The sequence below is a fragment of the Kribbella solani genome (assembly GCF_014205295.1).
Taxonomy (GTDB): Bacteria; Actinomycetota; Actinomycetes; order Propionibacteriales; family Kribbellaceae; genus Kribbella; species Kribbella solani.
The window spans coordinates 5,691,929-5,717,048 of the sequence record NZ_JACHNF010000001.1 but is presented as its reverse complement, the minus strand read 5'-3'; the positions used below and the strand labels follow the sequence as shown (position 1 = coordinate 5,717,048).

Genomic DNA, 25,120 nt, shown 5'->3' with positions numbered 1-25,120 from the left:
GCAGCACGAAGCCCCGAAGTGTCGATCGGCGGGACCGGAACGACAGCTGAGGTGTTCTGGGCTGGGGTCGGGTTGGGAGTCGCGTCCTGGGTGACCACGCGAACCGCGGCGTCCGGTTCGGTCGGCCAGCCGATGCCTGGTTCCGACCTCGGCTCACCGGTGCTCTTCTCGGGCCATCCGAGGGCACGACTCACCAACCCGCTCACCTCCCGCGTCTTCCGTGCCGGGATCCCCCTGCAGCACGTCCGGCCACAATACTCACCACAGTCGTGGGCTGGGCCAGTTCCTCGCCGCCGAGTTGATGAATATGCCAAAGCTCTGCTCCGAGCTTGGTCAATTCACGTTCCGAGGCGTCCACTTCCTCCTCCGCGGACGACCCCTTCATCGCCAGCATCAGTCCACCCTCGACACAGAGCGGCAGGCACCATCGCGCCAGTTTGCCCAATGGAGCGACCGCGCGGGAAGTCACCACGTCGTACGACGCCGGCGGAAGATCCTCCGCTCGGGCCCGGACGACCGTCGCGTTGTCCAGCTCCAGTACGTCGACTGCTTCCTGAAGGAAGGTGGTCCGCCGGAGCAACGGCTCGACCAGCGACACCTGGAGATCAGGCCGGACGATCGCGAGCACGATCCCAGGCAGTCCGGCGCCCGTACCGACATCGGCGACCGACGCGTCTTCCGGAACCAGTCGTTCGACGACCGCGCAGTTCAGCAGATGACGGTCCCAGAGCCGCGGCACCTCTCGCGGACCGATCAGCCCACGCAGAGTGCCTTCGGTGGCGAGCAGTTCGGCGTACGCCGAAAGCCGGACCGCCGCCCGTGGAAACAGCTTCTCCACGAGCGGCGGTGTTTCACGTGAAACGTCCTCGTTCATCGTGCCGCGATCACGGCTGTACCACCACGCGCCGACGGGGCTCCTCGCCCTCGGACTCGGACGTCAGCCCGGCGGCGGCCACCACATCGTGGACGACCTTGCGCTCGAACGGCGTCATCGGGTCCAGCCGCACCGGCGTACCGGACGCCTTCGCCTCGTCGACCGCCTTCCGGCCGACCTCTTCCAGCTCGGCCTTCCGGTTCGCCCGGTAGTTCGACACGTCCAGCATCAGCCGGGACCGCTCACCGGTCTCCCGATACACGGCCAGCCGGGTCAGCTCCTGGAGCGCCTCCAGCACCTTGCCGTTCTCGCCGACCAGGTTGTTCAGCTCGGCACCGACGATCGAGACCGCGGCGCGATCCCCGTCGATGTCCATGTCGATGTCACCGTCGAGGTCGGCGATGTCGAGCAGTTCCTCCAGGTAGTCCGCCGCGATGTCGCTCTCCGCCTCGAGCGCCTTGAGGCGGTCGTCGGCGCCGCCGTTGTTACCGCTGTTCGTACTGGCGGACTGCTCCGCCTCGTTCTGCACGCCGTCGGTCACGGCCACTCCTTCACAATGTCGAGATCCGCCCCACGGGGACCAGGTTCGTCAAGCAAGAACAGGGACAGCGGTCAGCGCCTCAGCGCGAACCACCCGAACGCTTCTGCGCCGCCTTCTTCTGCGCGGCCGACTTCGCCGCGGGCTGGCGCTTCGCTCCCGAACCCTTCTTGCCGGCCGGCTGACGCTTGGCGCCCCCGGCCTGAGTTTTCTTGGGCGTCGTCTCCTGGCCCTGCGGCGCGTCCTGCGAAGCGCTCGCGGCGGTCTGCCCGTTGTCCGACGCGTTCGAGCCGGAGGTACCGGTCGACCCGCTACCGCCACGCCGGTCGCTCCGCGACTGCCGCTTCGGCTGCTGCCGCTGGGCCGGGCGACGGTCGGTCTCGGTCGCGGTGTCGGTGTCGGTCGTGCCCGGGACGCCCTCGTCGGCAGGCTTGCCGTGGCGGACGTTGTGGTGCCGCTTGCGCTCCTGCATCGCGTCGTACGCCGGCGTACCCGGAGCCGGGTTCCGGCGGATCACGTAGAACTGCTGGCCCATCGTCCACAGGTTCGAGACGAACCAGTAGATGAGTACACCGATCGGGAAGTTGAAGCCACCGATGAGGAAGAAGATCGGGAAGACGTAGAGCATGATCTTCTGCATCTGCGCCGCCTGGCCGGTGAGGGCCTCCTTCGGCATGTTCTTCCGCATCAGCTGCAGCTGGGTGGTGAACATCGTCGCCGTCATCAGGATGATCAGCACGATCGCGACGACCTTGACGTTGCCCGAGCCGGCGCCGCTGGCCTTCAGGAAGGTCTGCGAGATCTCCGCGCCGAAGATCTTCGCGTGCTGCAGCGAGTTGACGTACGGCTTCATGATCTCGCTGTGCCACTGGCCCTTGGCCGCGTAGTCGAGCACCCGGAACAGCGCCAGGAAGATCGGCGACTGCAGCAGCAGCGGCAGGCACGAGGAGAACGGGTTGGTACCCGTCTCCTTGTACAGCTTCATCATTTCCTGACCGAGCTTCTCCCGGTCATGGCCGTACTTCTTCTGCAGCTCCTTCATCTTCGGCTGCAGCAGCTGCATGTTCCGGCTGGACCGGATCTGCTTCACGAACAGCGGGATCAGGATGGTCCGGATCACGATCGTCAGGCCGGCGATCGACAACGCCCAGGCCCAGCCGCCGTTCGGGTCGAGCACCTGGCCGAGCAGCCAGTGCCACCCGACCAGCAGCGCCGACACGGCCCAGTACAGCGGCGTCATGACGGTGTTGAACAGGTCTACGATCCCGTCCCACACCGCGAGCCCGGGGATGGCCAGAAGAGTCACTCACACACCTCGCTGCACAGGCCCGGCGTCGGCTGACGATCCGGGCTGGTTGGCGGAGAGGGGCTCTCCGCGCTGGTCGACATCTGTGGGTGGAACGGGGTCGTAGCCGCCGGGGTTCCACGGGTGGCAGCGGAGGAGTCGCCTCACCGCCAGCCAGCTACCGCGCACCGCACCGTGGCGTTCGACCGCTTCCAAGGCGTACGCCGAACAACTCGGGTAGAACCTGCACACCTGCCCGTACAGCGGGCTGATCAGCAGGCGGTACAGCTTGAGAAAACCGATGATCCCGCTCCGCACGGGATTCACGCGCATCATGATCGCTGCAGCCGGCGGAGCGCACCGTCGACCTCCGCGACCAGCTCGTCGTACGACGCCGAGGCGGACGACGGGAGGGCGCGGACAACGGTCAGGCTGCCGGCCGGCAGATCGCTCAGCCGCGATGCCAGCACGGCACGCAGGCGGCGGTGGACCCGGTTCCGCAGAACCGCGTTGCCCACCGCCTTGTTCACAACGAATCCGACGCGAGGGGGTACGGCCGGGTCGCCCTGGCCGTCCGCCACCAGCAGGTGGAGAACCACCGCGCGCCGCGCCGCACGACGTCCGGACCGGACGGCGCGACGGAAGTCGTCGGACCGGCGCAGCCGGTTCGACGCGGGCAACACGAGGTGGTCACCGTCGAGGAGGTCGCTCAGGCCGCGAGGCGCTGACGACCCTTGCCACGGCGGGCGGCGATGATCGCCCGGCCCGCACGGGTGCGCATCCGAAGACGGAAGCCGTGCTTCTTGTGCCGACGACGGTTGTTCGGCTGGAACGTCCGCTTGCTCACTGGAATGACTCCGGTTACTCGAGATCACAAATTGTCGACAAATCCACTGATTAGGATCTGCCCGGTGGTGCAGTCCTGCACACCGTCGGAGAACCAGTAAGGTCCCGCAGGGAGCGCAGCACGAAAGGGCCGGCTCAACACCGACCGATCCACGATAGGTGGCCTGCTGTGGACAGGTCAAACCAGGTATCCCCAGAGTTTTCCACAGGCTTGTGGACAGTCTAGTGGACAGCCGGTTGCCGACGACGCCCGCCACCCACCCCGTACGCTCCGGCTCAGATCGGGCACCGAGAGCGATTTCCAACCATGACTACGCTCCGCCGTCCACCCGACACGCCGCAGGTTGCCCCCAATTTGGTGTTCATAGCCTGTGGATGACGGCTTGAAGGTGGCTGGGCGGACTTGTTAGCGTCACTCCTTCACACCAGAGGTCCCACACCCCGCGATCGGTAACCAACCTGCTCCGGCGGTCGTTCACAACTGTGGACAACCGTGTGGACAAGGCGGATACCAGGAACGGCGGTAGCTACCGCGCTGAGCCGAACAGCACGCCGACTCAACAGCCGCACGGTATCGGGTCGAACGGTCGCGCCGGACGGGAGCTTTCCCGGTCTGCGCCGGCCACCGCAGCGATGGATTCGGGGAGCAACGCGTGGTCGAGGACCATTCCGCCAATGCGGATTTCACACCCAGCCCATTCACGACCGGCCCATTCACCACCGGCCCGGCCGAACCTCGACCGGAGTTCGCCGCCGACGGCAAACACGACCTACGGCCCGAACCCGACGCCGGCCTCCGGCCCGAGCCGACCGCGAACTTCCGCACCGAGGTCCCACCCGCACCCGAGCCACGCCCCCGCCCGGAACAGCCCCGCCCGGAACCATTCCGATCAGAGCTGCCCCGCACGGAACAACCGCGGACAGAGCAACCGCGGCCGGACCAGTCGCAGACGGACCGGTCGCAGACGGACCGGTCGGGGCGTGAGCAGTCCCAGCGGGAGCAGTCGCGGGCGGACCGGCCGTGGACGGATCCGGGTGACTACCTGAGCCCGTCACTGCCGATCCCGATGCCACAGCAACCGCCGGCTTCCGGGTACCGCCCCGCGCCACCACCCGGACCGTACGGCTACCGCTCCGAACTGGAACGTGCCGCCACCGACCTCCCGGCCGTCGGCAGCACCTACTTCGGCAGCGCCCCCGCCGTCGGCGACATCCAACACGCCGGTACGGGCAACCAGTGGAGCGGATCCGCCGAATGGGGTACTGGGTCCCGAGACACAGCCGTCCCGGGACCGAACGAGGGTGATGCACCAGTGGACAACCCAGCCCCCAACCAGTGGACCCCCACCCCCTCGTCCCCCTACAACCCAAGCCCACAAACCTCAAACCCAAACTCGCAGACGGTCAGCCCGAACGCGCAGACCGTCGGCTCGGACACCCCCGGCTCCGCCACCGCAGATCTGCACACCGCAGACCCGCAGGTCCCGGAACCGCTGTTCCCGGCGGCGTCCGGGTCGAGCGCGCAGCCCGCGGCGCCCGCCGACGATCAGCGGCCGAGCAACTCCCCCGCCGAGCCACAGTCCGTCGGTCACTCGAACGCGGACACGTCCGCCACCGACGAGCCGACACCCAAGCCTTCCACCGACCAACAGCTCCAACTCGCGGAACAACAGGTCTTGGGGCAGGACACGTCGGAGCAACAGGGTCAGGTGCAGCAGTCCCCCGTACAGCAGCCCCCGGAGCAGCCGTCATCGGAGCAGCCGGTCGCCGGGCGGCAAGTCACCGGGCAGCAGGCGTTTCAGCAGCACGGTTCTGAGGACCAGTCGCCTGCCGACGGCGTCTCCCAGGAAGAGGCTCAGCAGCAACAACCGCCCGCGGAGCAGACCAATCAGGAACAGATCCAGTCGGAGCAGGTCGGCCAGGAACAGCTGTCGTCGGAGCAGCTCCCCCAGGAGCAGTTGGTGCCGCAGCAGGCGCATGAGCTGACGCAGGAGTCGTTCTCGCCGGCTGGTCAGTCCCGCGAACAGATGCCCCACGAACACGTACCTCAGGGGCAGGCGGCCCACGGGCAGGCAGCTCAGGAGCAGGCGGCCCACGGGCAGGCGGCTCGGGAGCTGGAGCTTCACGGGCAGGTATCGCAGGAGTACGCGACTGACGTACGGGTGCCTCAGGAGCAGGTCGCTCAGGAGCGGGTGGCTCAGGAGCGGGTGGCTCAGGAGGTTTCGCAGCAGCAGCCGTATCAGCAAGTTGGTGGGCAGCAGTTGGTTGGGCAGTCGGCTCCGCACTACGTGCCGCAGCAGGCGGCTCCTCAGCAAGCGCAGCAGCCGCAGATGGCACCGCAGCAACCTCAGACTCAGCAACAGGTGCAGCAAGTGCAGGTCCAAGGACAGCACGGGCAGCAGCACCTCGGGCAGCAGCACACCCAGCAGGCAGCCGGACAACAGCACCTCGGACAACAGCCAACCCAACAGGCAACCGGACAGCCGCACTCCCAGCAGCACAACCAGCAGCCGGGTGGGCAGTACTCGGGGCAGTTGGGTGGGGCGGTGGTGGGGGCGGCTACGGATCTGGGGGATGCGTGGGCTCGGGTGCTTGCTGGGTTGCCGCCGAATCAGCGGGCCTGGTTGACGAACTCTCGGCCGGTGACGTTGCACGAGAGTACGGCGATCGTGGCGGTGCCGGACGACTTCACCCGGGGGCAGTTGGAGACTCGGCTGCGGCCGGACCTGGAGCGGATTCTGACCGAGAGCTTCGGTCGGGACATCCGGATCGCGGTGACTGTCGACCCGTCACTCGACCCGGAGATTCAGGAGCAGCAGGCGGCGCCGCAGCAGCAGTACTCGCAGCAACCCGCGCAATCACAGCAGCACGGTCAGCATCTCCAGCAGAACTCGCTGGGGCAGCAGCAGTACGGGCAGCAGCCTCATCTGCAGCAGCACGCCCAACAGCAACCACACCAGCAGCCCGGGCCGTTCGGTCAGCCGGGGCAGCACGGTGGACTTGGGCAGCCGGGGCAGCACGGTGGACTTGGGCAGCCGGGGCAGTTCGGGCAGTACAGCCAGCTCGGGCAGTCGGGTCAGTCGGGTCAGTTTGGGCAGTCCGGTCAGTCCGGGCAGCCGGATCAGCACGGGCAGTCCGGGCAGTCGGATCAGCACGGGCAGTCCGGGCAGTCGGGTCAGGCCGGTCCTGGTCAGGCAGGTCAGCTCGGGCACGGGCAGTTCGGTGAGATCGGGCAGCAGCCGTCGCAGCAGTCGCACCAGCAGGCAGGGCTGCAGCCGGGTGGGCAGGCCGACCAGCAACCGCAGGTGGATCAGTCGCAGCAGTTGGACCGGTCGCAGCAGGCGAATGGGGCGCAGCAACACGGCCAGGGGCAGCACGGGCAGCAGCACGGCCAGGAGCAGCAGCACGGGCAGGGGCAGCCGGTCGGGCAGGGGCAGCAGCAGGCACAGCAGTTGGGGCAGCCGGGTGCTGGGCAACAGGCTGGGCAGCAAGCCGGGCAAGGGATTGGGCAGCAGGCTGGCCACGGAGCTGGGCAGCACGCCGGGCAAGGAGTTGGGGAGCAGGCTGGGCACGGAGCTGGGCAGCAGGCTGGGCAGCAGGGTGTTCAGGGGAATGTGCAGGAGCAGCAGGGGCGGCTTGGGAGTGGGCAGCGGGCGGGGAGTGGGCGGCCGCAGCCGCCGGCGGTGCGGGAACCGTTGCGTACGGATGGCGCGTACCAGCCGACGATCCAGTCCGCGCTGACTGATCCGGATCACGGGGCGCAGTACGCGCCGCATCAGGAGGCTGCGCCGCAGCACTATGGGCAGCCGCCGTTCGGGCAGCCGCTTGGTTCGGTTGCTCCGCGGCCGAGCGGCTCAGTGCCGACCCAGCCGGCTACCGAGGCGCAGGGTGAGGCGCGGCTGAACCCGAAGTACACCTTCGAGACGTTCGTCATCGGCAGCTCGAACCGGTTCGCGCACGCGGCGGCGGTCGCGGTCGCGGAGGCGCCGGGCAAGGCGTACAACCCGCAGCTGATCTACGGCGACTCCGGTCTGGGCAAGACGCACCTGTTGCACGCGATCGGGCACTACGTACGCAGTCTCTACACCGGCGCCCGGGTCCGGTACGTGTCGAGTGAAGAGTTCACCAACGACTTCATCAACGCGATCCGTGATGACAAGGCGTCCCAGTTCCAGCGCCGGTACCGCGATGTCGACGTGCTGCTGATCGACGACATCCAGTTCCTGGAAGGCAAGATCCAGACGCAGGAAGAGTTCTTCCACACCTTCAACACGCTGCACAACGCGAACAAGCAGATCGTGATCAGCTCCGACCGCGCGCCGAAGCGGCTGGAGGCGCTGGAGGACCGGCTGCGGAACCGGTTCGAGTGGGGTCTGATCACCGACATCCAGCCGCCGGACCTGGAGACCCGGATCGCGATCCTGCGGAAGAAGGCGGCGACCGAGCGGCTGACCGCGCCGCCGGAGGTGCTGGAGTTCATCGCGTCGAAGGTGCAGACGAACATCCGCGAGCTCGAGGGCGCGCTGATCCGGGTGACCGCATTCGCCAGCCTGAACCGGCAGCCGGTCGATCTGAGCCTGGCCGAGATCGTGCTGAAGGACCTGATCCCCGAGGGCAGCAAGCCCGAGGTGACCGCGAGCATGATCATGGGCCAGACCGCCTCGTACTTCGGGCTGTCCATCGACGACCTGTGCGGATCGAGCCGGAGCCGCGTACTGGTGACCGCGCGGCAGATCGCCATGTATCTGTGCCGCGAACTCACCGACCTGTCGCTGCCGAAGATCGGCCAGCAGTTCGGCGGCCGCGACCACACGACCGTGATGCACGCCGAGCGGAAGATCCGGCAGCTGATGTCCGAGCGGCGGTCGGTCTTCAATCAGGTCACCGAACTGACCAACCGGATCAAGCATCAGGCCAAACAGCAGTAGCTCGTCGGCCGTCGAACTGAGCTGCCGAGAGCTGCACAGCCTGGGGACACAGCTGTGGAAAACTGTGGGTATTGCCGTGGAAAGGTCAGTCGATCATGTGGATTGGCTGTGGGGACAGATTTCGTCGTCCACCGTCGTCCGCAGACAAAGCGAGCGCCGTCCACACGCCGTCCACATGGCCATTTGCGGTCTGACCTGCGAAGACACCGCTTTTCCACACTATCCACCGGTGCGAAGAACACTATGGAACCTGTAGAGAGTCCAAAGTCCACAAAACGAACGAGCGGCTCGAGCTGGGGAAAACCCCGCACTCGCGCCGGCTTGAGCGACCTGTCAGGCTGTCCTCGACAGCAGTTGCACGACAGCTGGCAACAACACCGGTACGACGCCGACGCGACCCGCCCGAAGCGCCACGTCAGGCCCGAATGGCGCACAGCACACTTGTCCGTGGCAGGATCTGCCTGGCACCCAGCCGATACAGGAGGCACCCAGCGGTGAAGTTTCGCGTCGAGCGCGACGTACTGGCCGAGTCGGTGGCCTGGGCCGCGCGTAGTTTGCCCAGTCGTCCCAGCGTCCCGATCCTGGCCGGCCTTCTGGTCGAGGCCGAGGACGGGCAGATCACCCTGTCCGGCTTCGACTACGAAACGTCGGTACGAGTCACCGTGCCCGCGCAGGTGGCGGACGCGGGCAAGTGCCTGATCTCCGGCCGGCTCGTCGCCGACATCTCCAAGAGCCTCCCGAACCAGCCCGTGGATGTCGCGGTGGACGGTGCGAAGGCTCAGGTCACCTGTGGCAGCTCGCGGTTCACCCTGCAGACGCTTCCCACCGAGGAGTACCCGGCCCTTCCGGAGCTTCCGGCCGCGAGCGGCACGGTGAAGTCGGATGTCTTCACCCAGGCCGTCTCCCAGGTCGTCACCGCGGCCGGCCGCGAGGACACGCTGCCGGTGCTGACCGGTGTCCGGGTCGAGATCGAGGGTTCGACGATCTCCCTACTGGCCACCGACCGGTACCGGCTGGCGATCCGTGAGCTGGAGTGGAACCCGGAGTCCCCCGACGCGTCCGCGGCCGCGCTGGTGCCGGCCCGGGTGCTGTCCGAGACCGCCAAGGCGATGACGGGTTCGGACGTGACCGTGTCGCTGGCCGCGCCGGGTACCGGTGACGGCATCGTCGGCTTCGAGGGGCAGGTGTCCGGTGGCAGCCGGCGCGCCACCACCCGGCTGCTGGACGGCGAGTTCCCGAAGGTCCGTGGCATCATCCCGACCGACGCGGCGATCGCGACCCGGGTCCGGATCGACACCGCGACCCTGGTCGAGGCGGTCAAGCGGGTCGCGCTGGTGGCCGAGCGGAACGCTCCGGTCCGGCTGACGTTCGAGGACGACACCGTCACGCTGGACGCCGGCAGCGGTGACGAGGCGCAGGCGTCCGAGTCGCTGGAGGCCCGGGTTTCCGGGGACCCGGTGACGGTGGGCTTCAACCCGACGTACCTGCTCGACGGCCTGGGCGCGATCGGTACGCCGGTGGCGCACCTGGCCTTCACCCAGGCGACGAAGCCGGCCGAGCTGACCGGCGTACGGGACTTCGACGGCGACCCGATCAGCGAGTTCCGGTACGTGCTGATGCCGGTCCGCCTGAACAGCTGAAATCCAACAGAACAAGGGGATTCACGATGGAGCTCGGCCTTGTCGGTCTCGGCAAGATGGGCGGCAACATGCGCCAGCGGATCCGCGACGCGGGTCACACCGTGGTCGGTTTCGACTCGAACCAGGAGATCTCGGACGCCAAGGACCTGGCCGACATGGTCGGTCAGCTGACCGGCGCGCCGAAGGTGGTCTGGGTGATGGTCCCGGTGCAGGCGATCGACCCGGTCGTGACCGAGCTGGCCGAGCTGCTGTCGCCCGGTGACATCGTGATCGACGGCGGCAACAGCCGCTGGACCGACGACACCCGCCGGGCCGCGCAGCTGGCCGAGAAGGACATCCGGTTCGTCGACTGCGGGGTTTCCGGCGGCGTCTGGGGCCTGGAGAACGGGTACGCGCTGATGTGCGGCGGCGACAAGGACACCGTCGACGCCGTGATGCCGATCTTCGAGGCGCTGAAGCCCGAAGGCGAGTTCGGTTTCGTCCACGCCGGCAAGGTCGGTGCCGGGCACTTCTCGAAGATGGTCCACAACGGCATCGAGTACGGCATCATGCAGGCGTACGCCGAGGGCTACGAGCTGCTCGAGGCGGCCGACATCGTCGACAACGTGCCGGAGGCGTTCCGGTCCTGGCGCGAGGGCACCGTGATCCGGTCCTGGCTGCTGGACCTGCTGGTGAACGCGCTCGAGGACGACAACCACCTGGCCAAGATCCAGGGGTATGCCGACGACTCCGGCGAGGGCCGCTGGACGGTCGAGGCCGCGATCGACAACGCGGTCCCGGTGCCGGCCATCGCGGCCGCGTTGTTCGCCCGGTTCTCGTCCCGGCAGGACGACTCGCCGGCGATGAAGGCGATCGCCGCGATGCGTAACCAGTTCGGCGGTCACGCGGTGAAGGGCGCCGAGGACCCCTCGTACGCGACGCCCCCGACCAAGCACTGAGGTGTACGTCACCGCCCTGGGTCTGCTCGACTTCCGGTCCTACCAGCAGGCGGAGGTCGAGCTCGCCCCGGGCGTGACGGCTTTCGTCGGGCCGAACGGTCACGGCAAGACCAACCTGGTCGAAGCGATCCACTACACCGCCACGCTCGGTTCGCACCGGGTCGCGACCGATGCCCCGCTGGTCCGGGCCGGCGCCTCCCGGGCGATCGTGCGGACCGAGATCCGCAGCCAGTACGACCGCGACGTGGTCGTCGAGCTGGAGATCAATCCGGGGAAGGCGAACCGGGCCCGGATCAACCGTTCGCCGGTGCCGCGGCCCCGGGAAGTGCTCGGCCTGTTGCGTACGGTGCTGTTCGCGCCGGAGGATCTCGCGCTGGTGAAGGGCGACCCGTCCGAGCGGCGGCGGTTCCTGGACGAGCTGCTGACGCTCCGGTCGCCCCGGATGGCCGGCGTACGCCAGGACTACGACCGGGTGCTGAAGCAACGGAACTCGTTGCTCCGGAGCGCATCCCAGGCACGACGCCAGAACCGGACCAGCGCCGCCGAAGGACAGCTGCGTACGCTCGAAGTCTGGGACTCGCATCTTGCCCGGACCGGATCCGATCTGCTGGCGACCCGGCTGGAGCTGCTGGAATCCCTGCGCCCGTTGGTGTCCGGCGCGTACGACGCTGTTGCCCGCGGCAAGGGCGATGCGCGGCTCGAGTACAAGTCATCGATCGTGCTCGAACCGGGAGTCGTGTCCCGGGAGCAACTCGCGGAGGTGCTGCTCGCGACGTTACGGGAGAAGCGGCAGGACGAGCTGGAGCGCGGGGTTTCGCTGGTCGGACCACATCGCGACGACGTCGTACTCGGGCTCGGGGACTTGCCTGCGAAGGGGTACGCGAGTCACGGTGAGTCGTGGTCGTTCTCGCTGGCGCTACGGCTGGCCTCGTACGAGCTGCTGCGCGCGGACGGAGGTGAACCGGTGCTGATCCTCGACGACGTGTTCGCCGAGCTCGATTCGCAGCGCCGCGACCGTCTGGCTGAGCTGGTCGCACCGGCCGAGCAGGTGCTGGTGACCGCGGCGGTCGGCGCGGACGTACCGGCTGAGCTCAGCGGGGTGCGTTTCGAGGTCGGGGACGGGACCGTTCGGCGTGCCTGAACCTCCGGATTCCGCCGAGAGCGACCTCGAGAGCGACCCGGGGCCGGAGGCCGAGCACGACAAGCAGGGTCTGGATCTGGCCAAGTCGCTGGCCGGCCGGCTGAAGCAGCAGGCGGCGAAGGGCGGCATCAAGCCGGTCAAGCGCCGCCGCCGGCCGCGGATCGACGGCGCCCAGATCAGCAGCGCCCGGCCCGATGATCGCGACCCGCAGAAGCTGACCAACACGCTCGGCCGGCTGATGCGCGATCAGGGCTGGGAGGTCGACGTCGCGGTGCACGGGGTGATGGCGCGCTGGCCGACCATCGTCGGGCGCGAGATGGCCGAACACTGCAAACCCGAGTCGTACGAGGACACCGTGCTGACCGTGCGGACTTCGTCGACCGCCTGGGCGACCCAGCTCAAGCTGCTCGCCCCCGACCTGGTCCGCCGCCTGAACACCGAACTGGGCGACGGCACCGTCACCCGCGTCAACGTCCAGGGCCCACACACCCCCTCCTGGCGCAAGGGCCCCCGCACCATCCGCGGCGGCCGCGGCCCCCGCGACACCTACGGCTGACCACCCACGGCGACGGCCGGACGCGGATTGCGGCCGCGACCCACCGCTCCCTTAGGATCGGGCCCGATGCGCACGCTGGTTGATGGCTTTCGCGAGATGGTCCACCTGATCCTGGATACGTTCCGGCTCTGGTGGAAGAACTTGCTGCCCATGACCACCTGGTGGCTGGCCGGGTATCTCGGCTTCACGGTGTGTCTGCAGGGCGCGATCTGGCTGGGCCAGCACCAGCACTCCAGCCTCGGTACGGGCCTGTTCGCGGTCGGTGTACTACTCCAGATCACCGCGGCGGTCGGCATGATCCGGACCTGCGCGATGTCGCTGTACCGCTGGCGGGACGCGGCGAGCAGCGAGGCGGAGGAGACGTCGGACCCGACGCAGCGCGGTCTGCTGGAGCTGCTGGCGGTCACGCTGCTGCCGCTGGTCGCGGTCTGGTCCGCCTGGGGCTTCTTCGACGCTCAGGTCCAGCAGCTCGCGGCGACCAACCTGGTGCTGAACGGGACACAGCAAGGCTCGCAGTTCTTCAAGCTCGGTCCGACGAGCTGGCATCAGTACCTGCCGGCGCTCGTCGTCCTGCTCGTGCTGCGGCGGGTGCTGCAGGGCGTCGACGACCGGTGGCCGAACCGGCCGGTGAAGTTCGCCCAGGTCTGGGCCGAGGCGTTCTTCGTGCTGCTGACCTTCGTGATCACGCCGTTCGCGATCATCGAGGGCAAGGACTGGTTCAAGGACCGCAGCTTCTGGTACTGGTCACTGGGCTGGTGGGACAGCGCGAAGGAGTTCTTCGCCGGCATCCACATCCCGATCCCGGCCGGAATCGAGTTCCTCTGGGGCTTCTTCTGGGAGTCCCTCTGGCCGCTGTTCAAGCTGGGTGTCGCCGAGCCGCTGACCTGGCTGGCGATCACCACGGTCGTCTTCGGGCACCGCGTGCTCTCCGGCGGCGCGGCGTTCCGTGGTACCCGGCTGGAGCGCCGCCTGGGCGTTCGCGCCGAGGCGGAGCCGGCGCAGCGCGGGCGCATTGTCGAGCTGACGTACAAGGCCCCGGACCTGCTGCTTGCCGGTGTCCGGGAGAAGTTCTACCCGGCGATCAACGCGTTCCGGCTGCTCGTCCGGGTCGGGCCGGTGTTCCTCGGTGTGGTCTGCATGGTCTACACGTTCTGGCTGCTCGGCAGCGATTGGGCGTACGTCGGTATCCAGCGCCTGATCGGGAACCACGGTGACTACTGGGGCCTGATGAACATGGAGATCACCGGCCTGATCCGCGACCTCATTTTCGAGCCGCTCCGGATCGCGCTGCTGGCGGCCGCGTTCGACCTGTGCATCTCGGTCGGTACGCAGCGCCGGACCGAGCTCGCCGCCGAGACCGAGGCCAAGGCAACCGAAACCAAGCAGCCCGTCACCGCCTGACCATCAGGTTGGTGCAGGGCAGTCGGTGCAGGGTCAGGGCGTGATCAGCGCCCGGCGGCGCTCGTCGAAGTCCTCGAAGATGATCCCGGTCAGATGCGGTACGGCCGTCTTCGGGACCACGTACACCTGCGCGACCTGGGCCGGCTTGTTCATCGTGAACGGGTGGTCGTCGTCGCTGCAGTACGTCGGCAGCGGATAGCCGTACGCCTGCTGGTCTTCCCAGGTGTTGCCGCGGTCGTCCCGCAGCGTGCTGCTGCAGCTGAAGCCGCGCTCCTTCAGGAACAGGCCGTCCCGCGGCGTCGCGGTCAGGTTGGCAACCACCACGACGGAGCCAGCCGGGGCACCGAGGCTGATCGGCTTGCCCTCGTCGTCGACCAGCGTGGTGTACGCCTTGAGCGACTCGAGCTTCCACTCGACATGCCCGATCGTCACCGGCCCTTGACTGACCACCTGGTCGATCCGGCCCTGCCTGTAGATCTGCTCCTCGTCGGCGATGTACGGCCGCAACATCACGAAGACGCCGACCGCGAGCAACGCCACCAGCAGGGAGACCTGTACGACCAGCCGGGACGTCCGGCCGGAGAACGTCATGACTCCACCCGGGTGACTGACTTCTCCACGACGTACTCCGGCGCGGCGGTGTCGACCATCTGCTGGGCGACGGCCTCGGTCGGGATGCCGAGATCGACCTGGATGCTGGAGTTGTAGACGTTGAAGATCATCAGCGAGCGCAGTTTCAGCGTCAGGCCCTTCATGTCCGCCGGGTTCACCTCGAAGACGAGCGTCCCGGACTTCGCGAACCCGGCATCCGGGAAGTCCATCCCGCTGCTGCTCACTCCCTGCACCGGCACGTACACGCTGCCGCCGTCGGACATCAGCGTCGGGGTGATGCCGTCCGGCTTCGGTACGCCGCGGACGGCGTCCCACTCGATCGCCAGGTAGATGCCGTTCGTCTCCAGCGGCTTGTCGTCGTCACTGGCGGTGCTGTCGAGCACCGAGCGGGCGAACTTGATCCGGGTCACCTTCACCGTCGATCCGCTGCCGGCGTAGTCCAGTGCCTGCCCGATCGTGCCGCTGACCACCTTGATGTTCTGCTCGTCGTACACCTGGTCGGGTGTCGCCAGCCGGGTCAGGCCGCCGACCAGCACGAAGACGACACCGACCAGGATGGTCGCGGGGCGGTAGAGCTTCATTTGCTGCCCCCATCGGTCTTCTCGCTCGGCGTGAAACGTACGACCGCCACCGGTGCCTCGTTCTGCCAGAACTTGGTGTCGTTCGCGCCGAACACGCCGCTGGTCGCCTCGAACGACTCGGCCTGTACACCGATCTCGACCTCGTCGGCCTTGAAATCCGGTTCCACCTTGAACTCCGTGTAGCAGTCCTCCGGCGGCAGTCCGTACACCAGCACCCAGGTGACCTCGCCGCGGCAGGTGATGCCGGTCGCGTCGACCAGGTCCGCGCCGTGGCCGGGAACGAAGAGCAGCAGCCCGCTGTCCGGGCTCTGGCTCTTGTGCTCCTCGGAGTCGATGTTCTTCGCCTTGAACGAGACCCGGAGCCGGGTCTCGGCCTCGCTGTAGTCGGTCTTCGGCTTCCGGAGGATCACGGCGGTGGTGAAGTCGAACTCGTACCGGCCCGCGGTGACGGTGGCCGGCGCGGTCAGGGTCGGGACCGAGCGGCCCTTCCGTTCCTTCCAGCCGCCGGTGGCCAGGACCACGAGGGCGGCGACCACGACGAGGGCGATCACCACCAGCCAGATCCGCCGATGCCGGTGAATCACCCGGTCGGCGATCATCGCGTCGATGATCTCGTCGAGACTTTCCACGGCAGCGATCCTAAGGGGCGGTGGGTGCGCGGCCGGCCGGCAGTCGATCGGACCGCCCCGCAGCGGTCTGGACCGGTCGGTCTCCCGAAGGTCGATCGCCGGACAATCGAAAGCGGGCTGAGAGCCACTCAGTGCCCGTGAGCGCTTTCCGGCCCCCCACCCGCGAGAGGGGACATGGCGATGAGGGAGAAAAGACGCCCTGAGGTGAGTTTCAGGCGGCTGGTGGCAGGTTCTGCTTCGCTCGACGGGTACACTGGTGGACGCACCGCCGCCATCACCGTAGACGGCGGCTCTACTGTGCCGCGATGCCTCGCGAACGCGGGGTCCGAGGAGGACAACCACCGGTGACCGACGAGCCGATCGAGATCGACGCCAACCAGTCCGCCGACCCCATCGGCCGCAGTGATACCGCCGCACCCGATCTGGACGAGATTCCCTCGTCGGTCGTCGAGCGGGAGTACGACGCGAGTGCGATCCAGGTGCTGGAAGGGCTGGACGCGGTCCGGAAGCGCCCCGGGATGTACATCGGGTCCACCGGTGAGCGCGGTCTGCACCACCTTGTCACCGAGGTGGTCGACAACGCGGTCGACGAGGCAATGGCCGGGTACGGTGACCGGATCGTGGTGACGCTGCTCGGCGACGGCGGGGTCCGGGTCGAGGACAACGGCCGGGGTATCCCGGTCGGCATCGTCGAGTCCGAGGGCAAGCCGGCCGTCACGGTCGTGCTGACCGTGCTGCACGCCGGCGGCAAGTTCGGCGGCGGCGGGTACAAGGTGTCCGGCGGTCTGCACGGCGTCGGCGTCTCGGTCGTGAACGCGCTGTCCACCCGGCTCCAGGTCGACGTGAAGACCGGCGGCAAGCTGTACACCCAGTCCTTCACGATGGGGAACCCGGACGAGGACCTGGCCGAGATCGGCACCTCGGACTCGAACGGTACGACCATCACCTTCTGGGCCAGCCCGGACGTCTTCGAGACGACCACCTACTCGTACGAGACGCTGGCCACCCGCTTCCGCGAGTACGCGTTCCTGAACAAGGGCCTCGAGCTGGTGATCCGGGACGAGCGCCCCGATCACATCGACGAGGACGGCAAGCCCCTGGAGCAGTCCTTCCGGTACGCGGACGGGCTGGTCGACTACGTGAAGTACCTGACCGGTATTCGCGAGACCGTGCACCGGGACGTGATCTCGTTCGAGGCGGCCACCGCGGATGACACCATGAGCCTCGAAGTCGCGCTGCAGTGGAGCGGATCGTTCCAGGAGTCGGTGCACACCTTCGCGAACGCGATCAACACCCACGAGGGCGGTACCCACGAGGAGGGCTTCCGGGCCGCGCTGACCTCACTGGTGAACTCGTTCGGCGAGGACCAGGGGATGATCAAGAAGAAGGAGGACAGGCTCACCGGTGACGACATCCGGGAGGGTCTGACCGCGATCATCTCGGTCAAGCTGGCCGAGCCGCAGTTCGAGGGCCAGACCAAGACCAAGCTCGGCAACACCGAGGTCAAGGGTTTCGTCCAGCGGGTGGTGAACGACAAGCTCGGCGCCTGGTTCGAGCAGAACCCGGCCGAGGGCCGCGAGATCATCCGCAAGGCGAGCGCCGCGGCGAGTGCCCGGATCGCGGCCCGGAAGGCCCGCGACCTGGCCCGCAACCGCAAGGGCCTGCTCGGCGGCGGTGGACTGCCCGGCAAGCTGGCCGACTGCCAGTCGACCAACCCGGAGGAGTGCGAGGTCTACATCGTCGAGGGTGACTCGGCCGGTGGCTCCGCGAAGGGCGGCCGGGACCCGAAGTTCCAGGCCATCCTGCCGATCCGGGGCAAGATCCTGAACGTCGAGAAGGCCCGGATCGACAAGGTCCTGCAGAACAACGAGGTGCAGGCGATCATCTCCGCGCTCGGCACCGGTATCCACGAGGACTTCGACGAAGAGAAGCTCCGCTACCACAAGATCGTGATCATGGCCGACGCCGACGTCGACGGCCAGCACATCCGTACGCTGCTGCTGACGCTGCTGTTCCGGTTCATGCGGCCGCTGATCGAGCGTGGCCATGTGTACGCCGCGCAGCCGCCGCTGTACAAGATCCGCTGGAGCAACCAGCCGGACGAGCTGGCGTACACCGACCGGGAGCGCGACGGGCTGCTCGAGGCCGGCGCCGAAGCGGGCAAGAAGCTGCCCAAGGAGAACCCGATCCAGCGCTACAAGGGTCTGGGCGAGATGAACGCGAACGAGCTGTGGGAAACCACGATGGACCCGGCCAACCGGGTGCTGCTGCAGATCACCCTCGACGACGCGGTCCGCGCCGACGAGACGTTCCAGACGCTGATGGGCGACGACATCGAGGCACGGCGCAGTTTCATCCAGCGCAACGCCAAGGATGTTCGTTTCCTTGACATCTGATCTCGCTGCTCATCCGACGTACTGATCTGAACGGGACTTTTTCATGACCGAGACGCCCACTGGCCACGACCGCGTCGAGCCACTCGACCTGCAGACCGAGATGCAGCAGTCGTACCTGGACTACGCGATGGCCGTCATCGTCGGCCGCGCGCTGCCCGAGGTCCGCGACGGCCTGAAGCCGGTGCACCGGCGCATCCTGTACGCGATGTACGACGGCGGCTACCGGCCGGACCGTGGTTTCAACAAGTGTTCCCGCGTCGTCGGTGACGTCATGGGTCAGTACCACCCGCACGGTGACTCGGCGATCTACGACACCCTGGTCCGGCTGGCGCAGCCGTGGGTGATGCGGGCGCCGCTGATCCAGGGCCAGGGAAACTTCGGTTCGCCGGGTAACGACCCGGCCGCCGCGATGCGGTACACCGAGTGCCGGATGGCGCCGCTGGCGATGGAGATGGTCCGCGACATCGACCAGGACACGGTCGACTTCCGGCCGAACTACGACGGCAAGTCGCAGGAGCCGGTGATCCTGCCGTCCCGCTTCCCGAACCTGCTGGTCAACGGCTCGTCCGGGATCGCGGTCGGGATGGCGACCCAGATCCCGCCGCACAACCTGCGCGAGGTCGCGGCCGCGGTCGACTGGGCGCTCGAGCACCCGGACGCGACCCCGGAGGAGCTGCTCGACGCCTGTCTGCAGCACATCAAGGGCCCGGACTTCCCGAACGGCGCGCTGATCGTCGGCTACAAGGGCATCGACGACGCGTACCGGACCGGCCGTGGTTCGGTCACCATGCGCGCCGTGGTGGACATCGAGGAGGACGCCAAGGGGCGGACCAGCCTGGTGGTCACCGAGCTGCCGTACATGGTGAACCCGGACAACCTGGCGCAGAAGATCGCCGAGCTGGTGAACACCGGCAAGGTGAACGGCATCGCGGACATCCGCGACGACAGCTCGTCCCGGACCGGTCAGCGGCTGGTGATCGTGCTCAAGCGGGACGCGCAGCCACGGGTCGTACTGAACAATCTTTACAAGCACACGCAGCTGCAGGACACGTTCGGCTGCAACATGCTGGCGCTGGTCGACGGCGTGCCGCGCACGCTCAGCGTGAACCTGTTCATCAGCCACTGGATCGATCACCAGATCGAGGTCATCCAGCGGCGGACCAGGTTCCGGCTGCGCGAGGCGGAGAAGAACGCCCACATCTACCGCGGGTACGTGAAGGCGCTGGACGCCCTCGACGAGGTGATCGCGCTGATCCGGCGCAGCCCCGACGTGGACGAGGCGCGGACCGGCCTGATCCGGCTGCTCGAGATCGACGAGATCCAGGCGCAGGCGATCCTGGACATGCAGCTGCGCCGGCTGGCCGCACTGGAGCGGCAGAAGATCATCGAGCGGTTGCAGGAGCTCGAGGCGATCATCGCCGACCTCGAGGACATCCTGGCCAGCCCGGAGCGGCAGCGGACCATCGTCAAGGACGAGCTCACGGAGATCGTCGAGCGGTACGGCAACGAGCGCCGTACCGAGATCATCGCGGCCGACGGCGACCTGTCCGTGCAGGACCTGGTGCCGGACGAGGACGTGGTCGTCACGATCACCCGCGGCGGGTACGCCAAGCGCACCAAGACCGACCTGTACCGGACCCAGAACCGTGGCGGCAAGGGCGTCCGCGGCGCGGCGCTGCGGGCCGAGGACGAGATCAGCCACTTCTTCGCCACCACGAACCACCACTGGATGCTGTTCTTCACCACCAAGGGCCGGGTCTACCGGGCCAAGGTGTGGCAGCTGCCGGAGTCGGCCCGGGACGCGAAGGGCTCGCACGTGGCGGGCCTGCTGTCGTTCCAGCCGGACGAGGAAATCGCGCAGGTGCTCACGTTGCGTGACTACGAGCAGGCTGACTACCTGGTACTGGCGACCAAGCGCGGCCTGGTGAAGAAGACCGCGCTGCGGGACTACGACTCGGCCCGGCAGAGCGGCATCATCGCGGTCAACTTCCGCGAGGAGGACGACGAGCTGATCGGCGCCGACCTGGCCACCGCCGAGGACGACCTCCTGCTGGTGTCCCGCAAGGGCCAGTCGATCCGCTTCACCGCGAACGACGACCAGCTGCGGCCGATGGGCCGGGCCACCTCGGGTGTCACCGGGATGAAGTTCCGGTCCGGCGATGAGTTGCTGTCGATGTCGGTGATCCGGGCCGGCTCGGAGGAGGACGTCCAGTTCGTCTTCACCGTCACCGACGCCGGGTACGCGAAGCGCTCGAAGGTGTCGGAGTACCGGCAGCAGGGTCGTGGCGGGCTCGGCATCAAGGCGGTCAAGCTGAACGACGAGCGCGGCTCGCTGGTCGGCGCGATCATCGTCGTGGACGAGGACCAGGTGCTCGCGATCAAGGCCAGCGGCCAGGTCGTCCGCAGCCGGGTCGACAGCGTGCCGGTCAAGGGCCGGGACACGATGGGTGTCCGGTTCGCCGGGGTCGGCGAGTCCGACGCGGTGGTCGCGATCGCCCGGAACACCGATCTGACCGTCGCACTCGACGAATCGGATCCGGCCGAGGAGGGTACTGTCGAGGACGGTGCCCAGAATGTGGACGGATCGACAACCGAATCCACCTCTGAGAGCGTCCAGAATGATGAAGAGCGTTCGACGGACGTGGACGGCCCGGCTACCGTCGAAAGCGACGAAGCCGGCCAGGAGGGTGACTGATGACCAACCGCGCGAGGCCGACATGGCCTGAAGGTGCGGCCGACGGCTCCAAGTCCCAGCGCACCGCGCCGGGCGGGAAGCAGTCTGCCGCCCCGGCCAACCCGGCTTCCAACGGTGCCGCCAACGGTCGTTCCAACGGGGCACCGGGTGGTACTGGCGCTCCGGGTGGCAACGGACAGCAGCGAGGCGGGTCGAACGGGCAACAGCGCCCGTCGGCCGAGTACCGCCCGCAACCCCGCCCGGGTACGCAGAGTACGCAGGGTGGCGCGCCGGGGCGGCCCGGTGCTGGTACTCCTGGTACTCCCGGTGGTGGCACGCGGCCGGGTTCAGGTGCTGCTGGGGCTGCTGGCGCCGGTGGTGCTGTGGGTGCGGCCGGTCGGCCGGAGCCGTGGGCGGCGGGGTCGAACGGTGCGGCCGGTTCCAACGGCGCCGCGTCGAACGGCGCCGCGTACGGCGGTAACGAGGCGAAAACCGAGTCCATCGGCGACCGGGTCAGCGCGGCGCGACAGGCCGTACTGGACAAGGCGGCCGCGGTGAAGTCGGCGAAACCGGACAAGTCCGAGCGGGAAGAGGCCAAGCAGGCCCGCCTGGCCGAGAAGGACGCCAAGGCGTCGAGCCGGCCGCAGACCCGCAAGGCCCGGCTGCGGATGTCCCGGATCGACCCGTGGTCGGTGATGAAGACGGCGTTCCTGCTGTCGATCGCGTTCGGCATCGTGACCTGGGTGGCGGTGTTCATCGTCTGGTCGGCGATCGGCGCGGCCGGGGTCTTCGACAACATCAACAGCACCGTCCAGGAAGTCCTGGGCACGCCGGCCGGCGAACCGTTCCGGGTGGAGAACTACATCAACACCGGCAAGGTGATGGGTTTCACCACCCTGCTCGCCTGCGCCGACGTACTGATCATCACCGCGCTCGCGACGCTCGGCTCCTTCCTCTACAACATCGCCGCCACGCTCCTCGGCGGCCTCGAAGTCACCCTCGCGTCCGAGGACTGACCCGGCACCCGGCAACCCGGCCGGGCCCGTCAAGGGCCTGGCCGGAACCGGTTTGGGAGTAGGGCACTTGGTGCGGTAATCTCTCCCGGGTTCGACACCGCAGTACGCGGGCCTATAGCTCAGACGGTTAGAGCGCTGCCCTGATAAGGCAGAGGTCACTGGTTCAAGTCCAGTTAGGCCCACCCACACGTGGTACCGAAGTCCGATCCAAGGAGTCTCCAGTGCTGAGAAAGATCCTGCTGGTACTGCTGGCCGGCATCGGCGGCTACTTCGCCTACAAGAAAACCCAGCAGTCCCGCGCCGACAAGGACCTCTGGTCCGAGGCCGTAGACTCAGTGACCCCAGGTCACTGACCACCCGGGGGCGTAGCTCAACTGGCAGAGCACTGCCTTTGCAAGGCAGGGGTTAGGGGTTCAAGTCCCCTCGTCTCCACCACCTTTTTCTCCACGCATATCCGCGTCCGTCCCCCACGTGGCGTACGTCCCCCCGCGTGCTCCGCGCGACTCCTCCGTCGCCGCCCTCCGCACCGCTCCCAACCACCCGTGAACCGACGTGTGCCCTGACGAGCCGCTGCTCAAGTCGCCAGCTGGTGAGACGGGATCGGGCCGAACCCGCATCCAGAAGGCAGCAGACCAGGCGAGCGAGCCGGCAACCGTCGACGGTCAGCTTCAGGCCTCGGACACAGATGTCCTTCGTATCGCGAACGCAATCGCCGATCAGCGCGCAGAGCTGATGGACCGCCTTGCGCAGTGAGCGGCTGATCTACCCCACCAACCAGTCAAGTGACGGCCCTAGCATGGCGTGATGGGGTTTGTTGTTGGTCGGGCGGTTGCTCGGCGGGATGTGCATTTGAACGGGATGATTGCGGCGGTGCAGGCCGGGCGGGTTGTGCGGGATGACGCGGAGGCGCTGGTTACCTGGACTGCGGCTGGGTCGGACTGCATGTTGCGTGGTGGTCGGGATGGTGCGTTGATTCGAAAGATGTCGCTGATGGAGCGCGATCGGACGGTGTCGATGCTCTGGCCGCGGCACTGGGAAGGCCGGCACGTGCTGATCCGCACCGAACCCGAGGCAGACCATTCGGTGTGGTGGTTCTTTGACCTGGAGATGCGGTTCGAAGGCTGGTACGTGAACCTGGAGTCGCCGGTACGCCGCTGGTCGGCTGGGATCGACATTCTCGATCACGCGCTCGACATCCTGGTCGCGCCCGATCGCAGCTGGTCGTTGAAAGACGAGGACGAGCTGGCCGAGCGGGTCGATCATCCGGCGTACTGGACGGCAGCCGAGGCGGACCGCATCCGCGCCGCCGGCGAACGCATCACCGGCGACATCGAGGCCGGCCGATTCCCGTTCGACGGCCAGTACACGGACTTCCGTCCCGATCCGTCCTGGAAACCGGCCGACCTACCCCCGTACTGGGACACCGAGGTGGCGTCCCGCTGATCGTCGGGCGAGCGGCACGTGGGCGAGGAGCGCGGTGGTTGCCGTGTGCACGGTGATCGGGCTGTGGACAAATCGGCCGGTGGGCTGTGATCGCCGTCGTGGGGGTGTCATCGTGCCCGCTCCCCGTGCCTTGGTGAGTGCGGGGTAGCGGACTTGAAGGGCGAGTTGTCCACGGGGTGTGGTCAAGGGTGTGGACAAAGTCGGGATTTTGGCGGCCGGCTAATGCAGTACGTGGTAGGTGATGAGGAGATTTCCGCTGGGGGTGGTGGTGGCGGGGGTTGGTTCTAGGTGGGTGGGCGGGAGGGTTTCGAGCAGGCGTTGGCCGGTGCCGGCGATGGTGGGGGCTATTACCAGTCTGAGTTCGTCGACGAGGTTGGCGGCGAGGAGGGACTGGGTGATGGAGATGCTGCCGTGGATGCCGATGTCGCCGCCTGGCTGGGCTTTCAGGGTGCGTACGAAGGTGGTCAGGTCGCCTTCGATCGGGTACGAGTTGGCCCAGCTGCCCGTGAGCGGGGTGGACGTCGCGACGTACTTGGGGGCGGCGTTGATGAAGTCCGCGAACGGCTGGATGTCGCTGGTTGGCCAGAAGTTGGTCCAGTCGTCGTACGTGCGGCGCCCGAGGATGACGGTGTCCTGGGTGGCGATCAGGTCAGCGCCGCTGGCATCCGTTTCGTCGTCCCAGCCGGTGAGGAACTTGTCCGGCGCCTCGGCCACACCGTCGAGCGAGAGAAAGTACGCGGCAACGACCTTGCGGGTCGGGGCGCCCTTCGCGGAGTCAGCCTGATTGGACATGGTGGGAATCTCCTCAACGGGATGCGATCGAGTACTTACCATCACGTCGAACGCGCGCCCCATACCTCGACACCACCCGCCAGGAAGATTGTCAGCCCCCAGGCCGCGCGTCAGCGAACACGACCGTGAAGATCCCGCGGTACTCGGCGTCGTCACCCAGCTCGGTCTCGCACGACCAGGACCCACGTCCAGGGGTTCTGGGGATTACTCGCCGGTGGTGCCGTCGAGGGATTCTCGGAGTAGGTCGGCGTGGCCGGTGTGGCGGGCGTATTCCTCGATTACGTGTTCGAGGATGAAGCGGAGATTGGTGCGGCCGAATTCGGGGTTCGGTTCGATTCGGGCGAGGTTGTGGGTGGCTTGGGGGAAGAGGTCGCGGGAGGTCTGGCAGGCGGCCAGGTAGTCGGCGTACACCTCGGTGGCGGGTGTCGGGTCGGATTCGTCGAACCACTCGTCGCCTTCGGGCGTGATGGTCATCCGGTACGGAACGAAGGTGGGCGACGTACCGGCCAGGCGGCGCTGGAGCCAGTAGCGTTCGACGCCCTGCAGGTGGCGCATCAGGGAGAGCAGGGTCAGGTTCGACGACGGAATCGGGCGCTGCCGAAGCTGGGCGTCGGTGAGGCCTTCGCATTTCCACTGGAACGTGGCGCGGTGGTAGTCGAGGTTGGACGCGAGGATGTCCAGCCAGCTGCCGGTACGGACGCGCTCGGGCCGGACGATGTCTTCGATCATGCAATTCCGATGCTCGGCGACGGCGCGGATCGACAAGCGGCCGCCCGGATGGACGGATGCGGTCATCCGGTGGCCTGTTGTTCGGGCTTGATGGGGATGTG

General features: G+C 67.6%; 22 protein-coding genes and 2 tRNA genes. 13 read left to right on the top strand and 11 right to left on the bottom strand.

Annotation, left to right across the window (positions count from 1 at the left end; all coding sequences use genetic code 11):
- Nucleotides 1-202 precede the first annotated feature (202 nt).
- From rsmG to rpmH, 6 genes are all read right to left on the bottom strand, one after another.
- Nucleotides 203-838, bottom strand: coding sequence for a 16S rRNA (guanine(527)-N(7))-methyltransferase RsmG (gene rsmG, locus HDA44_RS26270; protein ID WP_337906435.1), 636 nt, complete (start codon nt 836-838; stop codon nt 203-205).
- 46 nt (nt 839-884) lie between these two features.
- The gene (locus tag HDA44_RS26265) at nt 885-1,415 is read right to left on the bottom strand and encodes a Jag family protein (protein ID WP_425557173.1); all 531 of its coding nucleotides are present in this window, start codon (nt 1,413-1,415) and stop codon (nt 885-887) included.
- Nucleotides 1,416-1,494: 79 nt separating this feature from the next.
- The gene (yidC, locus tag HDA44_RS26260; protein ID WP_202888515.1) at nt 1,495-2,652 is read right to left on the bottom strand and encodes a membrane protein insertase YidC; all 1,158 of its coding nucleotides are present in this window, start codon (nt 2,650-2,652) and stop codon (nt 1,495-1,497) included.
- Nucleotides 2,653-2,718: 66 nt separating this feature from the next.
- Nucleotides 2,719-3,030: a membrane protein insertion efficiency factor YidD gene (gene yidD, locus HDA44_RS26255; protein ID WP_184844275.1), complete on the bottom strand. Its 312-nt coding sequence runs from the start codon at nt 3,028-3,030 to the stop codon at nt 2,719-2,721.
- On the bottom strand, nt 3,030-3,380 hold the full coding sequence (gene rnpA / locus HDA44_RS26250; RefSeq protein WP_184838844.1) for a ribonuclease P protein component: 351 nt from the start codon (nt 3,378-3,380) through the stop codon (nt 3,030-3,032). Before rnpA ends, yidD begins: the two co-directional genes overlap by 1 nt.
- Before the next feature lie 26 nt (nt 3,381-3,406).
- Nucleotides 3,407-3,544, bottom strand: a complete 138-nt coding sequence (gene rpmH, locus HDA44_RS26245; RefSeq protein ID WP_130386492.1) for a 50S ribosomal protein L34 — start codon at nt 3,542-3,544, stop codon at nt 3,407-3,409.
- 1,066 nt (nt 3,545-4,610) lie between these two features.
- Here rpmH and dnaA point away from each other — a divergent pair.
- The 6 genes from dnaA (at nt 4,611) to HDA44_RS26215 (ending at nt 14,147) form a co-directional block, all read left to right on the top strand.
- Nucleotides 4,611-8,471 (top strand): chromosomal replication initiator protein DnaA, encoded by a 3,861-nt coding sequence (gene dnaA / locus HDA44_RS37570; protein WP_337906433.1) that lies wholly within the window; start codon nt 4,611-4,613, stop codon nt 8,469-8,471.
- Between the two features lie 494 nt (nt 8,472-8,965).
- On the top strand, nt 8,966-10,111 hold the full coding sequence (gene dnaN, locus HDA44_RS26235) for a DNA polymerase III subunit beta (protein WP_184838842.1): 1,146 nt from the start codon (nt 8,966-8,968) through the stop codon (nt 10,109-10,111).
- Between the two features lie 26 nt (nt 10,112-10,137).
- Nucleotides 10,138-11,049: a phosphogluconate dehydrogenase (NAD(+)-dependent, decarboxylating) gene (gnd, locus tag HDA44_RS26230; RefSeq protein ID WP_184838840.1), complete on the top strand. Its 912-nt coding sequence runs from the start codon at nt 10,138-10,140 to the stop codon at nt 11,047-11,049.
- A 1-nt stretch (nt 11,050) separates the two neighbouring features.
- The gene (recF, locus tag HDA44_RS26225) at nt 11,051-12,190 is read left to right on the top strand and encodes a DNA replication/repair protein RecF (protein WP_184838838.1); all 1,140 of its coding nucleotides are present in this window, start codon (nt 11,051-11,053) and stop codon (nt 12,188-12,190) included.
- Nucleotides 12,183-12,746 carry a DciA family protein gene (locus HDA44_RS26220; RefSeq protein ID WP_184838836.1) on the top strand — a complete coding sequence of 188 codons (564 nt, stop codon included), beginning with the start codon at nt 12,183-12,185 and terminating at the stop codon, nt 12,744-12,746. The genes recF and HDA44_RS26220 overlap by 8 nt, the downstream gene beginning before the upstream one ends.
- 66 nt (nt 12,747-12,812) lie before the next feature.
- Entirely contained in the window at nt 12,813-14,147 is a 1,335-nt protein-coding gene (locus HDA44_RS26215; protein WP_184838834.1) for a hypothetical protein, read from the top strand.
- A 33-nt stretch (nt 14,148-14,180) separates the two neighbouring features.
- Here the strand turns inward: HDA44_RS26215 and HDA44_RS26210 are convergent, their stop codons facing one another.
- The 3 genes from HDA44_RS26210 to HDA44_RS26200 are packed head-to-tail and all read right to left on the bottom strand — an operon-like array spanning nt 14,181 to nt 15,969.
- The gene (locus HDA44_RS26210; protein ID WP_184838832.1) at nt 14,181-14,738 is read right to left on the bottom strand and encodes a hypothetical protein; all 558 of its coding nucleotides are present in this window, start codon (nt 14,736-14,738) and stop codon (nt 14,181-14,183) included.
- Entirely contained in the window at nt 14,735-15,340 is a 606-nt protein-coding gene (locus tag HDA44_RS26205; protein WP_184838830.1) for a hypothetical protein, read from the bottom strand. The genes HDA44_RS26210 and HDA44_RS26205 overlap by 4 nt, the downstream gene beginning before the upstream one ends.
- Nucleotides 15,337-15,969, bottom strand: a complete 633-nt coding sequence (locus HDA44_RS26200; protein WP_184838828.1) for a hypothetical protein — start codon at nt 15,967-15,969, stop codon at nt 15,337-15,339. The genes HDA44_RS26205 and HDA44_RS26200 overlap by 4 nt, the downstream gene beginning before the upstream one ends.
- 305 nt (nt 15,970-16,274) lie before the next feature.
- Between HDA44_RS26200 and gyrB the strand changes: the two genes are divergently transcribed.
- The 7 genes from gyrB (at nt 16,275) to HDA44_RS26170 (ending at nt 23,498) form a co-directional block, all read left to right on the top strand.
- Nucleotides 16,275-18,365 (top strand): DNA topoisomerase (ATP-hydrolyzing) subunit B, encoded by a 2,091-nt coding sequence (gene gyrB / locus HDA44_RS26195; protein WP_420488544.1) that lies wholly within the window; start codon nt 16,275-16,277, stop codon nt 18,363-18,365.
- A gap of 43 nt (nt 18,366-18,408) precedes the next feature.
- On the top strand, nt 18,409-21,060 hold the full coding sequence (gene gyrA / locus HDA44_RS26190) for a DNA gyrase subunit A (RefSeq protein WP_184838824.1): 2,652 nt from the start codon (nt 18,409-18,411) through the stop codon (nt 21,058-21,060).
- 362 nt (nt 21,061-21,422) lie between these two features.
- Nucleotides 21,423-22,055 carry a DUF3566 domain-containing protein gene (locus HDA44_RS38690; protein WP_184838822.1) on the top strand — a complete coding sequence of 211 codons (633 nt, stop codon included), beginning with the start codon at nt 21,423-21,425 and terminating at the stop codon, nt 22,053-22,055.
- 108 nt (nt 22,056-22,163) lie between these two features.
- Nucleotides 22,164-22,237: transfer RNA gene (locus tag HDA44_RS26180), tRNA-Ile, on the top strand.
- Nucleotides 22,238-22,276: 39 nt separating this feature from the next.
- Complete coding sequence (locus tag HDA44_RS37565; RefSeq protein ID WP_408954195.1) at nt 22,277-22,408, top strand: DLW-39 family protein; 132 nt, start codon at nt 22,277-22,279, stop codon at nt 22,406-22,408.
- Between the two features lie 6 nt (nt 22,409-22,414).
- A tRNA-Ala gene (locus tag HDA44_RS26175) sits at nt 22,415-22,490 on the top strand.
- Nucleotides 22,491-23,045: 555 nt separating this feature from the next.
- Nucleotides 23,046-23,498 carry a ribonuclease FAU-1 family protein gene (locus HDA44_RS26170; RefSeq protein WP_238352552.1) on the top strand — a complete coding sequence of 151 codons (453 nt, stop codon included), beginning with the start codon at nt 23,046-23,048 and terminating at the stop codon, nt 23,496-23,498.
- A gap of 219 nt (nt 23,499-23,717) precedes the next feature.
- Here the strand turns inward: HDA44_RS26170 and HDA44_RS26165 are convergent, their stop codons facing one another.
- Both HDA44_RS26165 and HDA44_RS26160 read right to left on the bottom strand, forming a co-directional pair.
- Nucleotides 23,718-24,290: a dihydrofolate reductase family protein gene (locus HDA44_RS26165; protein WP_184838818.1), complete on the bottom strand. Its 573-nt coding sequence runs from the start codon at nt 24,288-24,290 to the stop codon at nt 23,718-23,720.
- Nucleotides 24,291-24,494: 204 nt separating this feature from the next.
- Nucleotides 24,495-25,085 (bottom strand): DinB family protein, encoded by a 591-nt coding sequence (locus HDA44_RS26160; RefSeq protein WP_202887570.1) that lies wholly within the window; start codon nt 25,083-25,085, stop codon nt 24,495-24,497.
- Nucleotides 25,086-25,120 lie beyond the last annotated feature (35 nt).

What these genes read in the sequence shown, in the direction of transcription:
- HDA44_RS26165 (WP_184838818.1), bottom strand. Translation starts at nt 24,290, where the DNA reads ATGTCCAATCAGGCTGACTCCGCGAAGGGCGCCCCGACCCGCAAGGTC.
- gyrA (WP_184838824.1), top strand. Translation starts at nt 18,409, where the DNA reads ATGACCGAGACGCCCACTGGCCACGACCGCGTCGAGCCACTCGACCTG.
- yidD (WP_184844275.1), bottom strand. Translation starts at nt 3,030, where the DNA reads ATGCGCGTGAATCCCGTGCGGAGCGGGATCATCGGTTTTCTCAAGCTG.
- HDA44_RS26215 (WP_184838834.1), top strand. Translation starts at nt 12,813, where the DNA reads ATGCGCACGCTGGTTGATGGCTTTCGCGAGATGGTCCACCTGATCCTG.
- yidC (WP_202888515.1), bottom strand. Translation starts at nt 2,652, where the DNA reads ATGACGCCGCTGTACTGGGCCGTGTCGGCGCTGCTGGTCGGGTGGCAC.
- HDA44_RS26170 (WP_238352552.1), top strand. Translation starts at nt 23,046, where the DNA reads ATGGAGCGCGATCGGACGGTGTCGATGCTCTGGCCGCGGCACTGGGAA.
- HDA44_RS26160 (WP_202887570.1), bottom strand. Translation starts at nt 25,085, where the DNA reads ATGACCGCATCCGTCCATCCGGGCGGCCGCTTGTCGATCCGCGCCGTC.
- HDA44_RS26210 (WP_184838832.1), bottom strand. Translation starts at nt 14,738, where the DNA reads ATGACGTTCTCCGGCCGGACGTCCCGGCTGGTCGTACAGGTCTCCCTG.
- dnaA (WP_337906433.1), top strand. Translation starts at nt 4,611, where the DNA reads ATGCCACAGCAACCGCCGGCTTCCGGGTACCGCCCCGCGCCACCACCC.
- gyrB (WP_420488544.1), top strand. Translation starts at nt 16,275, where the DNA reads ATGCCTCGCGAACGCGGGGTCCGAGGAGGACAACCACCGGTGACCGAC.
- gnd (WP_184838840.1), top strand. Translation starts at nt 10,138, where the DNA reads ATGGAGCTCGGCCTTGTCGGTCTCGGCAAGATGGGCGGCAACATGCGC.
- HDA44_RS26205 (WP_184838830.1), bottom strand. Translation starts at nt 15,340, where the DNA reads ATGAAGCTCTACCGCCCCGCGACCATCCTGGTCGGTGTCGTCTTCGTG.